The sequence below is a fragment of the Pseudophaeobacter sp. C1-32P7 genome (assembly GCF_041008775.1).
Taxonomy (GTDB): Bacteria; Pseudomonadota; Alphaproteobacteria; order Rhodobacterales; family Rhodobacteraceae; genus Phycobacter; species Phycobacter gallaeciensis_A.
Window position 1 is genome coordinate 1 of the sequence record NZ_JAXGFR010000005.1, and the last position, 15057, is coordinate 15057.

The following is a 15057-nucleotide window of genomic DNA, read 5'->3' on the forward strand; positions in this document are numbered from 1 at the left end:
CCAAACCCGGCCAATGCGATGTCTTTGACGATGTAATCCGTGCCCATTGGCAACTCCATTCTGGCTCAGCCTCAACTTGGCCACGCACTTAACACCGCAACGCTTTACAAGCAATGAAACCACCCAGAGCAGAGGGTTGCCCCGGACCAAATGCCACGCAATTCAGGATTTGCACGCTGGGTGCCAAGCGGCTAGGCACAGGTAAAACCTCTGTAAGAGCCGGACCCGACCGATGCCTCCAAAACCTGCCCGCGCCTGGCAACGCATGCTGTCAGGGCGCCGACTGGATCTTCTGGATCCCACGCCCGTCGACATTGAAATCGAGGATATCGCCCATGGGCTGGCCTTTGTGGCGCGCTGGAACGGGCAAACCAAGGGTGATTTCGCCTATTCGGTGGCCGAACATTCGCTGCTGGTCGAGAGCTTGTTCACCCGTCTTTATCCCAAGGCGCCCGTTAAATGGCGCCTGGCCGCGCTGCTGCATGATGCCCCGGAATATGTGATAGGCGACATGATATCCCCGGTGAAGGCAGCAGTCGGTCCCGGGTATGAAGATCTGGATCAGCGGCTGACTACGGCCATCCATGTCCGTTTCGGCCTGCCCGCCGCCCTGCCAAAAACCATCAAGTCCAAGATCAAGCGCGCCGACAAGATCAGCGCATGGATGGAGGCGGTGCAGATCGCCGGGTTTTCGGAGACGGAGGCCAACAAGTTCTTTGGCCGCATCGACCCGCAGATCACGGGCGATCTGTCTATCGACCTGCGCCCGCCGGTCGAGGTGCGCCGTGATTTTGTCAGCCGCCATGCAGATTTGCTGGCGCAGCTTTAGGCCACTACCTCAGGCGTTGGCGGTTTTGGCCGCCCGCCTGGCCCGACGGGCGCGGCGCATTTCGCGGATCCGCTGCTGTTTGAATTCGGGCGATTCCACGAAACGGTCGCTGCCGCCAAGCCCCTTTTCGACAAGGATCTGTTGCCGCTGATCGTCGCTCAGCACCGGCCAAGTCGCATCAGCAGAGATGAATCCATGCGTGGCAAGAGCCCGGCCGATCACCGAATGGTCGATCTCGCCAAAGCTGTTGCGGCTCGACTTTGGCTTGTTGACCGGCACCCATTCAGTGCGAAGCGCGCCAATCACCAGCGGATTGCATTTGCAGAAATGCGCTACATTCATCGCCAGCAGATTATTGGCGCCGGACTGGCGCCGCAGGATCATCGCAACCTTCTGATCGGGGCGCCCCACCATGGCAAAGAGATGCAGTGCCGAACCATCCGCCGCGATCACCTGCCGCGCCGCCTTGTAGCGGGCCAGTTGCTCGGTCAGGCTGTGGTCCTGCGGGTGGAAGATCTCATAGCCTTCGGCCTGAAGCAGCTCTTCCATCTGCTCTTCGCCCAGAAGACCGCCCTTGCTGAGGCCCAGTTTCGAACGGGAGATATAGAGCTTTTCAGGGCCTTCAGGGGTCACATCCCGGGCAAAGCGGCTGTGCACCGCATTGCGGAACTTGCGGGTGCCCCGGGTGATATGGCCAAGGCCAAACCCCTGCCCTGGCACCACCAGTTCCTCAACCCGGGTCGGTTCAGCCGCAACCCGGATTGGCAGGCCGGGTGCAAAAAGATTGATGAACTCGCGCTGAAAGCCGCGCGTTTCATCGCCCACGGCAGGGCGTTTGGGGATGAACAAGATGCCGTCCACCGGCTGATCCAGATGCGGCAGCGCCCAGAGCCGAGACGAGCTTTCCACCAGAAAATGCCCGAAATGCGCCCAGAGCACCCCGCCCCAGAGCCAGCGCCCCGGCAGGGTTGCGTTGACCTCACTCGGCGGGTCGGGCTGCACGGTGATCGGGCGGTATTTGCGCCAGAGCGCGGCCTTGGCGCAGTAATCACCAGAAGCGGTCAGAACACCGGCCTTTTGCACCAGCGCACTGTCGACCGGCGGGATCACGCAGGCATCGCGCAGGGTCTCAATCTCCTCGGACCAGCCCCCTTCGGGCAACGGCTGATCTTCGGGTCCGGCGCCATGCTCTGTCATGTGTGGTCCTCGCCTGGGGGTTGCCTTTACTTGGGGCTGCGTTTGGCAAGGATCCGCTGCAAGGTCCGCCGGTGCATGTTCAGCCGCCGAGCGGTTTCGGACACGTTGCGGTCGCAGAGTTCATAGATGCGCTGAATATGCTCCCAGCGCACGCGGTCCGCGCTCATCGGGTTTTCCGGTGGCGGCGGCAGTTCATCCGCCGACGCCAAGAGCGCATTGGTGATATCGGTCGCATCCGCCGGTTTTGACAGGTAATCGGTGGCGCCGATCTTCACCGCAGCAACGGCGGTGGCAATGGCGCCATATCCGGTCAGCACCACAACCCGGCTGTCGGGACGTTTTTCTCGGATCACCTCGACCACATCCAGACCGTTGCCATCCTCCAGCCGCAGATCGACAACCGCATAGGCTGGGGGCCGGGCGGTGGCGATGGCGCTGCCGGCGGCGACGGATCCGGCGGTCTCAATCTCGAAACCGCGCTTTTCCATCGCTTTGGCCAGGCGGCGCAGAAACGGTTCATCATCATCGACCAACAAGAGCGATTTGTCGGGTCCGATGTCCCTTTGCGTCGCTTCGACCATGCCCGCTCCTCCGCGTTCGTTCAGCAAATTTTTGTTTTGGATATTAAACGCCGGGTGGCAAAGGTCAAATGCCAGACACCGTTACATGTTATCAATGAAACAGCCGATCTTGTCTGCCACCTGCTCGGGCGTCTCATCGCGGCGGAAGAATTCGACAAACCCGTCTTCCGGCAGCACCAGATAGGCAAAGGTGGAGTGATCGACCAGGTAATAGTCCTCATCCCCGTCCTGTTTCTTGTAATAGGTCTTGTAGGCCTGGCTGGCCGCCTTGACCTGCTCGGCCGACCCGGTGAGACCGATCATCTTTTCATGCATGTTGTAGGCAAAATCGCCAACCACCCCGGGGGTGTCGCGGTCCGGGTCGATCGAGATGAACACCGGTGTCACGCTGTAACCGCGTTCATCCAGCACATCGATGGCCTCGGCGTTGCGGGACACATCCAGCGGGCAGACGTCGGGGCAGAAGGTGTAGCCAAAGTACAGCAGCGATGGTTCGGTAATGACATCCTTGTCGGTGACCGTCTCACCCTTGGAATTGACCAGTTCGAACGGCCCGCCAATGGTATCGGCGCCACCGGCAATCTTGCTGCTGCGACACTGGGCGAATTTGTCATCGCTGTCCCCTGGGCGGGTCAGGAACCAGGTGCCGCCGGCAAGAGCAGCAATGAACAGGGCAGCAAGAAGGGCATATAGGCGGGTCATGTGATCACACTTTGCGAACGGGAAGGGTTGTTGATCGTTTCGGGCGCGAGACCTATCAAGAAACTCAGCCGATGCAACTGCACACGGCGTCACACCGCCGATCGGCGCGGGAACGTGATAATGCGCCGCAGATCAGGAGGCCCAGATGAGCGAGACCCAATTCGGCCTGATGCATGGCCAAGAACGCAGCCACTGGATCCGTTTGCGGACCCTGATCCTGCTGCGCTGGGTGGCCATCGCCGGGCAGATCATTGCGATCCTGGTGGCGCAGTACATGTACAATCTGCAACTGGTGCTGCCGCTATGTTTTCTGGCGGTCGGCATCGCGGTCACCGGAAATCTTGTCGCCACCCTGATGTTCCCCGAGAACAAGCGCCTATCGGAATTCGAAAACTTCCTGATGGTTCTGTTCGATCTGATGCAGCTGGCGTTTTTGTTGAGCCTGACCGGCGGTCTGCACAATCCCTTTGCCCTGCTGGTTCTGGCGCCGGTGACGATTTCCGCTGCCATGATGGGGCTGCGCTCAACCCTGATCATTGGCGGTACTGCCATCATGCTGGTGACTCTGATGGCAGAATTCCATATTCCCCTGCGCACCGAACAGGGGTTCCTGCTGCGGGTTCCGGATGTCTTTGTCTTTGGCAATTGGACCGCCATCGTCATCGCCATCCTGTTTATCGGGTTCTACTCCTTCCGGATCAGCACCGAGATCCGCAGCATGTCGGACGCGCTTTCTGCCACCCAACTGGCCCTGTCGCGTGAGCAAAAGCTGACCGACCTTGGCGGCGTGGTCGCTGCCGCCGCGCATGAACTTGGCACACCGCTGGCCACCATAAAACTGGCCAGTGCCGAACTGTTGGATGAATTGGACGACCGCCCCGACCTGCGCGAAGACGCCGCCCTGATCCGGGAACAGGCGGACCGCTGCCGCGATATCCTGCGCAGCATGGGCCGGGCCGGCAAGGACGACTTGCATCTGCGCCAGGCGCCGCTCTCGACCGTCATCCACGAGGCAGCCGAACCGCATATGGACCGCGGCACGACGGTCGTGTTTCACGAAGCCCCGCTGGAGGACGGCAGCCTGCAGCAACCCACCATCCTGCGCAAACCCGAGATCATCCACGGTCTGCGCAATCTGGTACAGAACGCGGTGGATTTCGCAGGCAGCACCGTCTGGATCGACGCCGCCTGGGACGACGAAAAAATCGAAGTCAGGATCAGCGACGACGGGCGCGGGTTCCCCTCTCAGATGCTGGGCCGGATCGGCGATCCCTTCATGAAACGGCGGCGCAGTGGATCTGATCGGCGCAAACGCCCCGGTTACGAAGGCATGGGGCTGGGGCTGTTCATTGCCAAAACCCTGCTGGAACGCAGCGGCGCCAACCTGCGGTTTACCAATGGATCGGCCCCGCTTCCCGGACTAATACTGCCAAAAGAACGCCGGGGTGCCATCGTCGAAGTCTCATGGCCGCGTGACAAAGTCGACGCGCTCAAGGGCGAAAATGCCGTTCCAACCGGGAAAAACCAGAGAATTGAAATTTAACTGTTCACTTTTTAGCAACCAATTAAACTTCATTTAACCATTTTTAAGCAACCATTGATAAAGCGATACGCGAGCAAGGCAGGACAACATGCAGAACATCGTTTCAATCGAATGGCTAATCTTGGCAACCCTCTGCGCCGCCACAGCCGCGGCCGCTGTGTGGTGGCTGTCTCCCGGCGCGCGCTCCAAATCGCTGGAGCAGGATCTGCTGTCCAGCGACGGGCGTACTGATGCGGTCTTCCTGTTTGACGACACCAACCTGATCGGCTGGTCCTCGGGCGCGCGCAAATTCATTGGCGAACACGCCGAGGCGTTCAGCTGGAACATGCTGCGCGACCAGCTGGCGCGCAATTACCCCGGCCTGCCGCAATCGCCCGGATTTCTGAAAGATGTCGGTCCCCTTGTCCTGTCGGGTACCGAATCCGCCGAAAGCCGCGAAGCGCATTGTGAATGGATCGACGGTATTACCCGCGTGCAGCTGCGCCGCTCGACTCTGGAAGAGCAGAACAGGTCGCAAGATCAGGAACTGACCACCCTGCGCGCAGCCGTGCATCAGGCCCCTTATCCGGTCTGGCTGCAATCGGATGAAGGCGCGATCACCTGGTCCAACCTGGCCTATGACAACCTTACCCATAAAATCCGCGGTCGCGACGTGGATGTGTCGGTGCCCCTGTTCACCGATCTTGAAGAACCCAAATCCAGCGGCAAACCGGAACGGATTTCCATCCCGCTGCCCGACAGCAACAAGCAGCTGTGGTACAATATCTCGACCACTCAAACCGAAGCCGGCTGGCTGTGTCACGCTGTTGATGTGAATGCGGTGGTGGATGCCGAAATCGCCCAGCGCAACTTTGTGCAGACTCTGGCAAAAACCTTTGCCCAGCTGTCCATTGGTCTGGCCATCTTTGATCGCAACCGTCAGCTGGTGCTGTTCAACCCTGTGCTGATCGACCTGACCGCGCTGCCGCCCGATTTCCTCAGCTCCCGTCCCAACCTGATGAGCTTTTTCGACCGTCTGCGCGACCAGCGTATGATGCCTGAGCCCAAGAATTACTCCAGCTGGCGCCACCAGTTCGAAGACCTGCTCGAGGCCGCTGCTGAAGGCCGGTACAAGGAAACATGGTCGCTGCCCTCGGGTTCGGTCTATTCGGTCTCTGGCCGCCCGCATCCCGATGGTGCCATTGCCTTCCTGTTCGAGGACATCACCGCCGAAGTGACCCTGACCCGTCAGTTCCGCTCTGAGCTGGAAATGGGCCAGTCGATCATGGACCAGATGGACGAAGCCATCGCCGTCTTTGCCAATGATGGCAGCATGACTTTCTCGAACGCAGCCTATCATCAGATGTGGAAAATGGACCCAGACGCCAGCTTTGCCAAAGTGTCGATCATGGATGCCAGCCGCGTCTGGCAGGACACCTGCGCCCCGACCCCGGCCTGGGGAGAGATCCGCGATTTCGTCGCAGCCAGCGATGCGCGCGACCCCTGGTGGGCAAATGTGAAACTGCGCGACGGCGCGCCGCTGATGTGCAAGGTCACCGGCATCCAGAACGGCGCCACCATGGTCAGCTTCTGCAATCCGCAGACCAGCCTGCCCTGCGCCGAACAGGAACGCTTTGCCATCTCTGATCACAGCTGAGCAGGGCAGCAAGCCGGGCACCCCCAAAGGCAATCCCGCTTGCAGCGCATGACGCCTGACGCCATTGTGGCGCCATGATCAAAAGTCCTCATTCCTGCACTCTGGCTTCGGCCGAAGACACCGCTGATCTGGCACAGAAAATCGCCGGGGCCCTCTGCCCGGGCGATTGCCTGCTTCTGGAAGGTCCCATCGGCGCCGGCAAGACGCATTTCGCCCGCCACCTGATCCAGTCGTTGCAGGACATCCCCGAAGATGTCCCCTCTCCCACCTTCACGTTGGTCCAGACCTACGAGGTCCCGGCGGGTGAGCTGTGGCATGCGGATCTTTACCGCCTGTCGTCGCTTGATGAGGTCGAAGAACTGGGGCTGCTCGCCGCCTTTGACACCGCGATCACCCTGGTCGAATGGCCCGACCGACTGGAGGAGCTGGCGCCGCAGCACGCTTTGCACCTGACATTTGCACTGGACCCCGATAGCGAAGATGCCCGTCTGCTGACCCTGCGGTGGAGCGATGACAGATGGCAGCCCCTGATGGAGCAAGTTTTTTCATGACAGACCGAACAGAGCTGATCTCCGCCTTTTTGTCGGGCGCCGGATACGGCAGCTGGGAACGCCGCCCGTTGGCCGGCGATGCCTCGATGCGCCGCTATGAACGGCTGATCGGCCCACACGGCGGCTCTGCGGTGCTGATGGATGCCCCGGCAGAGAAGGGCGAGGATATCCGCCCCTTCGTTCAGATCGCCGAATACCTGCACGAACAGGGCGTGAGCGCGCCCGAAATTCTGGCTGAGGACGCAGAACACGGCTTCCTGCTGATTGAGGACCTCGGCGACGGGCTGTTCAGCAGCGTGATCGAACAGGATCCCAGTCAGGAAATGTCCCTCTACCGGGCCGCAACCGATCTTCTGATTGCGCTGCATCAGGCACCGCTGCCCGATCTGGAGCCGCTTGGTCCGCGTGTCATGGCGGAAATGGCCAGCCTTGTGATGACAACCTACCGAAGCGGCATTACAGGGCAGGAGGACAGCGTGCTGACCAATCGGTTCGAGGATCAGTTCGAAGACATCCTGCGCCACAGCGTCAAGGGCGATGCCGTCTTTGTGCACCGGGATTTTCATGCCCAGAACCTGCTGTGGCTGCCAGATCGGGACGGAATCGCCCGCGTCGGCGTCATCGATTTTCAGGACGCCCGCACCGGTCATCCGGCCTATGATCTGGTCTCGCTTCTGCAGGACGCCCGCCGCGATGTGCCCGCCGGAGTCGAGATGCAGATGATCGATCACTACATTGAGGTCACCGGGGTCGATCCCTCCGGGTTCCGCACCGCCTATACGGTGATCGGCGTGCAGCGAAACCTGCGCATCCTTGGCATTTTTGCGCGGCTGTCGCAGGAAGGCGGCAAGCCGCAGTATCTGGATCTGATCCCGCGCGTCTGGGGCCATGTCATGCGCGGGTTGGAGCACCCCGCCCTTGCGCCGCTGGCGGATTGGCTGCGCAGTGATCTACCCCCACCCAGCCCCGAAAACCTGGACAGGCTGCGATAATGGCGGCGCTATCCCCCGAAGCCGTAATGATCTACGCGGCCGGCTTTGGCACCCGGATGAAGGCGCTGACCCGGGATCTGCCGAAACCGATGATCCCGGTTGCCGGGCGACCCCTGATCGACCACACGCTGGATCTGGCCCACGCGGTGCAGCCCGCGCGGATCGTGGTCAACACCCACTACAAGGCAGAGATCCTGCAGGAGCACCTGAAACCGCAAGGCGTTCTGATCAGCGATGAACAGCCGGAGATCCTGGATACCGGCGGCGGGCTGCGCCATGCGCTGCCCCTCTTGGGCGATGGTCCCGTTTACACCTCGAATTCCGATGTGATCTGGGCCGGGCCGAACCCCTTTGAAATGCTGCGCGACGCCTGGGATCCGGCGCAGATGGATGGCCTGATGCTTTGCGTGCCGCTGGCGCGCGCTGTGGGGCGGCAGGGCGGCGGTGATTTCTCGGCCGATGCGGCCGGGCGCATTTCATGGGGCGGCGATCTGGTCTGGGGCGGTGTGCAGATCCTCAAGACAGACGGATTGCAGAGCATCAACGAGGCCTCCTTTTCCACCCGCCTGCTATGGAACCCGATGATCGAGGAAAAACGGCTGTACGCCCTCGAATATCCCGGCCACTGGTGCGATGTGGGACACCCCGAAGGCATCACCCTGGCGGAGCAATTGCTGGCACATGACGATGTTTGAACCACAGGACAAACCGCGCCTGTTCGCCCTGCCCTGCGGTGTCGATTTCCCGCGGGCGCTGGTCAACGGCCTAATCGCGCGCAGCGCTGGCCTCCCGCCCGAGGCGCTGGCCCGCGCCGAGGTGATCGTCAACACCGCCCGCATGCAGCGCCGGGTGCGCGACCTGTTTGACGTCGGCCCCACCCTACTGCTGCCACGCCTGTCGCTGCTGACCGATCTGGCACAGCGCGCCACCCTGCACGGCCTGCCGCCTGCTCTGCCCACGCTCAGGCGCCGGTTGGAACTATCGCAGCTGATCGCGAAACTGCTGGACGCGCAGCCGGATCTCGCGGCGCGGGCCTCGCTTTTTGATCTCTCCGACAGTCTGGCGGCGTTGATCGATGAAATGCAGGGCGAAGGCGTCAGCACCGACACCATCCGCAATCTTGATGTCTCGGACATGTCCGGGCATTGGGCGCGCGCGCAGGCCTTCATCGGGATCGCAGATGATTTTGTTGACCGCCACGACGATGCCATGGACAAGGAAGCCCGCCAGCGGCAGGTGGTTCTGAACCTAATCGACCAGTGGCAGAGCGCACCGCCGCAACACCCGGTGATCCTGGCCGGCTCCACCGGCTCGCGCGGTACCACGCTGATGCTGATGGAAGCCATCGCTCGCCTGCCGCAGGGGGCGGTGATCCTGCCGGGGTTCGATTTCGACCAGCCCGATCACGTCTGGTCCGGCCTTGATGATCCGCTGATCTCCGAAGACCACCCGCAGTACCGGTTCTACCGGCTGATGAAGGATCTGGAGCTCACGCCGCGTGACGTGGACCCCTGGACAGATGAAACCCCGCCCTATCCGGCCCGCAACCGGCTGGTGTCGCTGGCGCTGCGCCCTGCCCCCGTCACCGACGCCTGGATGAGCGAAGGACCCAAGCTGACCGATATCGACCGCGCTGCCGAGACCATCACCCTTGTCGAAGCGCCAAGCCCCAGATCCGAGGCGCTCACCATCGCTTTGCGTCTGCGGCAGGCCGCCGAGGATGGCCAGACCGCGGCGCTGATCACCCCCGACCGGATGCTGACGCGGCAGGTGTCGGCAGCGCTGGACCGCTGGGACATCCTGCCGGATGATTCCGCCGGTCAGCCGCTGCAACTTTCTCCGCCGGGCCGTTTCCTGCGCCACGTGGCCGAGCTGTTCTACCACGTGCTGACGCCGGACATGCTGCTGACGCTGCTGAAACACCCGCTGACCCATGACGGGCCAGAGGCTGCGCGCGGCGAACACCTGCGCCATACCCGCGATTTCGAACTCGAGCTGCGCCGCAATGGCCCGCCCTTCCCCGATGCAGACAGTTTTGCCGCCTTTGACGCCACGCGCGATCTGATCCCCGGCTGGATCGACTGGCTGACGACACAATTTGCCGATCAGGTCACCCCGGGCAACCTGTCCCTGACGGATTGGATCACCCGCCTGCGCGCCCGCGCCGAAGGCATTGCCTCTGGCAGTCAGCTGGGCGGCAGCGGCACGCTCTGGGACAAGAAAGCCGGCCAAAAGGCGCTGAAGGTGATCACCGATCTGGAAGAGAACGCGCAATTCGGCGGCGAGATGAGCGCCCGCGACTTTGCCGATCTTCTGGGCGCGCTGCTGGCGCAGGAAGAAGTGCGCGACCGCGACGCGCCTTATGGGTCGATCATGATCTGGGGTACGCTAGAGGCCCGTGTTCAAGGCGCCGATCTGGTCATTCTGGCCGGCCTCAACGAGGGTAGCTGGCCCGAGGCCGCCAGCCCCGATCCCTGGCTGAACCGCCAGCTGCGCAATCAGGCCGGTCTGTTGCTGCCCGAACGCCGCATCGGTCTCTCTGCGCATGACTTCCAGCAGGCCGTGGCCGCGCCTGAGGTCTGGTTGACCCGTGCCAAACGCTCGGAAGAGGCAGATACCGTACCCTCGCGCTGGCTCAACCGGATGATGAACCTGTTGCGCGGCCTGCCGGAACAAGGCGGGCGCGCCGCGCTGGAAGCAATGCGCGCACGCGGGCAGACATGGTTGGATTGGTCAACAGCGCTGGAGGTCCCGCTGCCGAGCGAGCCGGCCAGCCGCCCTGCCCCGCGCCCGCCGGTTGCCGCCCGTCCGCGACAGCTGTCGGTCACGGAAATCCCGCGCCTGATCCGCGATCCCTATGCGGTTTACGCCAAACATGTGCTGCGCCTGAAGCCGTTGAACCCGCTGATGCGGGAACCGGATGCGCTGCTGCGCGGGATCGTGGTGCACAAGGTGTTTGAGGATTATATCCGCGATAGCCGCGACAACCCGGAGCTGCTGACCCCGGAAGAGCTGATCGCGCGCACCCGCAGCCAATTGCAGGCAGAGGTCCCCTGGCCGGTCGCCCGCAGCCTGTGGCTGGCGCGCATTGTCCGCATTGCCGAAAGCTTTGTCGCGGGGGAACAGACCCGCCGCGCCGCTGCGCGCCCCTCTGGGTTTGAAATCAGCGGAGGAGTTCGCCTTGCGCCGCTCGATTTCCAGATCACCGGACAGGCCGACCGGATCGACGTCGATGAACGCGGTTGTCTGCATATCTTTGACTACAAGACCGGCGACCCACCGACCGACAAACAACAGCGCGCCTTTGACAAACAACTGCTGATCGAAGCCGCCATGGCCGAACAGGGCGCTTTTGAGGACTACGGCGCGGCGCGGGTCGAGCACGCGACCTTCATCGGCCTGAAATCCCCGATCAAGGAAGTGCCCGCGCCGCTGGCGGATGAACCCCCGGCCAAGGTCTGGGCTGAGCTGAAGAAACTGATCGAAGCCTATTTCGACCCCGAACAGGGCTATAGCAGCCGTCGCATGATGCACCGGGACGATTTTGCCGGCGACTACGATCATCTGGCGCGCTTTGGCGAATGGGACCGCAGCGACATGCCAAAGCCGGAGGATCTGACATGACCGCCCCCCGCGATGCAGCATCTGAGGCGCAGTTTCGCGCCGCGCGGCCCGATGCCTCGACATGGCTGGCGGCCAATGCCGGATCGGGCAAGACCAAGGTGCTGACCGACCGGGTGGCGCGGCTGTTGCTGAAAGGCGTGCAGCCGCAGCACATCCTCTGCCTGACCTATACCAAGGCCGCCGCCAGCGAGATGCAGAACCGGTTGTTCCAGCGGTTGGGCGAATGGGCGATGCTGGGCGATGACAGGCTCAGCGCGGCGCTGGAGGATCTGGGCGCCGGCGACGTGGCCCGGGGCGAGGGACTGGAGCAGGCGCGCACGCTCTTTGCCCGCGCGATTGAAACGCCCGGTGGCCTCAAGATCCAGACGATCCACTCTTTCTGTTCCTCGCTGTTGCGCCGTTTCCCGCTGGAGGCTGGCGTCAGCCCGCAATTCGCCGAAATGGAAGACCGCGCCGCCACCCTTTTGCGCGCTGAAATCGTCGAGGACATCGCCAACGGCCCCGAGGCGCATCTGGTCGAGGCGCTGGCCCGGCATGTTGCAGGCAGCGATTTTGACGATCTGACCGCTGCCATCTGCCAGCGCCGCGCCGAATTTGCCCAGCCTCTGGACCGCGCGGGTCTGCTGAAACTGTTCGACCTGCCCGAAGGGTTTGACGCTGCCGCGCTGGAGGCGTTGGTGTTCCTTGGTGGAGAAGATGAGCTGCTGAGCCGCACCCGCGATATGCTGGCAACCGGCGGCACCAACGATCAGAAAGCTGCCGCGAAACTCGCCGGGATCGACACACCGAAGATAGCCGATCTGCCCGTGTTAGAGTCGGTTTTCCTGACTGGCGCCGGCGCCAAAGCGCCCTTCACGGCCAAGGTCGGCAGCTTTCCGACCAAGAAGCTGCAAAAGGACAACCCCGATCTGATGGATCGGCTGGAGCCTTTCATGCTGCGGGTCGAGGACGCCCGTGCCAAACGGCTGGCGCTGGCAGCGGCGCAGAAATCCGAGGACCTGCACGCCTTTGCCTCCGTGTTCCTGCCGGAATACGAGCGGCGCAAACAGCTGCGCGGCTGGCTCGACTTTGATGATCTGATCCTCAAGGCGCGGCTGCTGCTGAACGATCCGGCGGTGGCGGCCTGGGTTCTCTATCGGCTGGATGGCGGCATCGATCACATCCTGGTGGACGAAGCGCAGGACACCAGCCCGGTACAATGGGACGTGATCGAAAAACTGGCGCAGGAATTCACATCAGGGATCGGCGCGCGGTCGGATGTAGAGCGCACGATCTTTGTGGTCGGCGACAAGAAACAATCGATCTATTCCTTTCAGGGCGCCGACCCGGATGCCTTTGACCGCATGCAGGAAGAATTCGGTCGCCGTCTGGCCGAAACCGGCGCGGCGCTTCAGAATGCGGCGCTGGAGTTTTCCTTCCGCTCCTCTGCGGCGATCTTGCGGCTGGTCGATCTGGTTTTCAAGGACAGCCCCCGCGCCGGCTTTCACAAGGACGCGTTGCACCGTGCCTTTAAATCCGATCTGCCGGGGCGCGTGGACCTCTGGCCTGCGGTGGAAAAGCTGGATGATGAGGAAGACCGCGACTGGACCGATCCGGTGGACCGGCCCGGCGCCCGTCATCACACGGTGATCCTGGCCGAACGCATCGCCCGCGAGATCAAGCGGATGATCGACGACAAGGTCACCATCCCCGAGGACGGCCCGACCCGCGGCACCTTTCAGCGCCGCCCGGTACATGCCGGGGATTTCCTGATCCTGGTGCAGCGCCGGTCCGAGCTGTTTTCCGAAATCATCCGCGCCTGCAAGGCCGCCCGCTTGCCCATCGCGGGTGCCGACCGGCTGAAGGTGGGTGCCGAACTGGCGGTCAAGGATATCGCCGCGCTCTTGTCGTTTCTGGCAACGCCCGAGGATAGCCTGTCGCTGGCCGCCGCGCTGAAATCACCGCTTTTTGGCTGGTCGGAACAGATGCTGTTCGACCTTGCCCACCGGCGCAAAGGCGGCAACCATCTGTGGGCAGCGCTGCGTGATCGGGCCACGGAATATCCCGAAACGATGCAGGTGATCGACGATCTGCGCAGCCAGACCGATTTTCTGCGCCCCTATGATCTGATCGAGCGGATCCTGACCCGTCACAGGGGCCGCCAGCGGCTGCTGGGCCGCCTTGGCCCAGAGGCAGAGGACGGCATCAACGCGCTCCTGTCCCAAGCGCTGGCCTATGAACGCACCGATATTCCAAGCCTTACCGGGTTTCTGGTCTGGATGCAGACCGACGATCTTGAGATCAAGCGCCAGATGGGCGCCGCCGGGGATATGATCCGGGTGATGTCGGTGCATGGCTCCAAGGGGCTGGAGGCGCCGATCGTGATCCTGCCAGATACCGCCAAACGCAAGCCGCCCAGCGATGCCGAGATCATCGTGGCCGAAGGCGCGCCGCTGTGGCGCGTGCCCAAGGACCAAATGCCCGCCGCCATGCTCACCGCGCGCGAGGCCGCGCAGGAGAAACAGCAGAACGAAAGACTGCGCCTATTGTATGTGGCGTTAACGCGGGCAGAGAAGTGGCTGATCGTCGCCAGTGCCGGGGAGCTGTCGAAAGAGGGTGACAGCTGGTACCAGATGGTCGAACGGGCTCTGAATGACGGCGGCGCCGCCGAAACGGACCTGCCCGGTGGGCCGGGCCTACGGCTGCAGCATGGCGATTGGGACGGGCTGGAGTTTGTCGACCACGACGCCCCCGAGCCAAAGAAAGTGACCCTGCCGCAGGTCTTTACACAGCCTGCCCCGGCCTATGTCGCGCCGGAACCGACGCTCAGCCCATCGGACCTGGGCGGCGCCAAGGCGCTGCCTGGCGATCAGGGTCTGGACGAGGAGGCTGCCAAGGCGCGCGGCACCAACCTGCACCTGCTGCTGGAACATCTGCCCGCACAGCCAGAGGACCGCTGGCCGGATCTGGCCCGGGCGCTGCTGGCGGGATGCGAGGACCAAGGGGAACTGCTGCAGGAGGCAAGCGCCGTATTGCGCAATCCCGATCTCGCGCATGTCTTTGCCCCCGGCACCCTGTCCGAAGTGGCCGTGACGGCCGATCTGGATGGCATCCGCCTGCACGGGGTGATCGACCGGCTGATCGTGGAATCTGACCGGGTTCTGGCGGTGGATTTCAAATCAAACGCAACCGTTCCGCAATCGGTAACCGAATGTCCCGACGGGCTGCTGCGGCAAATGGGCGCCTATGCGCTGGCGCTGGGGCGCATCTACCCCGGCAAAACCATCGAAACGGCGCTGATATGGACCCGCAACGCAGCCCTGATGCCCCTGCCGCACGAAGTTGTGACGCCGGCCTTCCAGCGTCACGGGGAACCTTGACGAGTCCTTAAGCCCTACCTAGGTTCAGCATCCAGTTGCCACT

General features: G+C 62.7%; 11 protein-coding genes. 8 read left to right on the forward strand and 3 right to left on the reverse strand.

The annotated features are described in order from the left end of the window. The first annotated feature begins 232 nt into the window (after window positions 1–232). Entirely contained in the window at window positions 233–829 is a 597-nt protein-coding gene (locus tag SM763_RS08580) for an HD domain-containing protein (RefSeq protein WP_368998233.1), read from the forward strand. A 9-nt stretch (window positions 830–838) separates the two neighbouring features. Here the strand turns inward: SM763_RS08580 and SM763_RS08585 are convergent, their stop codons facing one another. The 3 genes from SM763_RS08585 to SM763_RS08595 form a co-directional block, all read right to left on the reverse strand. Continuing rightward, window positions 839–2026 (reverse strand): glycosyltransferase family 61 protein, encoded by a 1188-nt coding sequence (locus SM763_RS08585; protein WP_368998235.1) that lies wholly within the window; start codon window positions 2024–2026, stop codon window positions 839–841. Between the two features lie 26 nt (window positions 2027–2052). Further along, a complete protein-coding gene (locus SM763_RS08590) occupies window positions 2053–2607 on the reverse strand; it encodes an ActR/PrrA/RegA family redox response regulator transcription factor (protein ID WP_065272028.1) in 555 nt (184 codons plus the stop codon). Between the two features lie 81 nt (window positions 2608–2688). Then, a complete protein-coding gene (locus SM763_RS08595) occupies window positions 2689–3309 on the reverse strand; it encodes an SCO family protein (RefSeq protein ID WP_368998237.1) in 621 nt (206 codons plus the stop codon). 145 nt (window positions 3310–3454) lie between these two features. Here SM763_RS08595 and regB point away from each other — a divergent pair, with 145 nt between their 5' ends. The 7 genes from regB to addA all read left to right on the forward strand — a co-directional run bounded on the left by regB (window position 3455) and on the right by addA (window position 15014). Further along, window positions 3455–4852, forward strand: a complete 1398-nt coding sequence (regB, locus tag SM763_RS08600; RefSeq protein WP_065272026.1) for a sensor histidine kinase RegB — start codon at window positions 3455–3457, stop codon at window positions 4850–4852. Between the two features lie 88 nt (window positions 4853–4940). After that, window positions 4941–6488 carry a PAS-domain containing protein gene (locus tag SM763_RS08605; RefSeq protein WP_368998238.1) on the forward strand — a complete coding sequence of 516 codons (1548 nt, stop codon included), beginning with the start codon at window positions 4941–4943 and terminating at the stop codon, window positions 6486–6488. A 74-nt stretch (window positions 6489–6562) separates the two neighbouring features. Next, complete coding sequence (gene tsaE / locus SM763_RS08610) at window positions 6563–7039, forward strand: tRNA (adenosine(37)-N6)-threonylcarbamoyltransferase complex ATPase subunit type 1 TsaE (protein ID WP_368998239.1); 477 nt, start codon at window positions 6563–6565, stop codon at window positions 7037–7039. Then, the gene (locus SM763_RS08615; protein WP_368998240.1) at window positions 7036–8031 is read left to right on the forward strand and encodes an aminoglycoside phosphotransferase family protein; all 996 of its coding nucleotides are present in this window, start codon (window positions 7036–7038) and stop codon (window positions 8029–8031) included. The genes tsaE and SM763_RS08615 overlap by 4 nt, the downstream gene beginning before the upstream one ends. Continuing rightward, window positions 8031–8726, forward strand: a complete 696-nt coding sequence (locus SM763_RS08620) for a nucleotidyltransferase family protein (RefSeq protein ID WP_368998241.1) — start codon at window positions 8031–8033, stop codon at window positions 8724–8726. Before SM763_RS08615 ends, SM763_RS08620 begins: the two co-directional genes overlap by 1 nt. Beyond that, window positions 8719–11655: a double-strand break repair protein AddB gene (gene addB, locus SM763_RS08625; RefSeq protein WP_368998410.1), complete on the forward strand. Its 2937-nt coding sequence runs from the start codon at window positions 8719–8721 to the stop codon at window positions 11653–11655. Before SM763_RS08620 ends, addB begins: the two co-directional genes overlap by 8 nt. Next, window positions 11652–15014, forward strand: coding sequence for a double-strand break repair helicase AddA (gene addA / locus SM763_RS08630; RefSeq protein WP_368998242.1), 3363 nt, complete (start codon window positions 11652–11654; stop codon window positions 15012–15014). The genes addB and addA overlap by 4 nt, the downstream gene beginning before the upstream one ends. Window positions 15015–15057 lie beyond the last annotated feature (43 nt).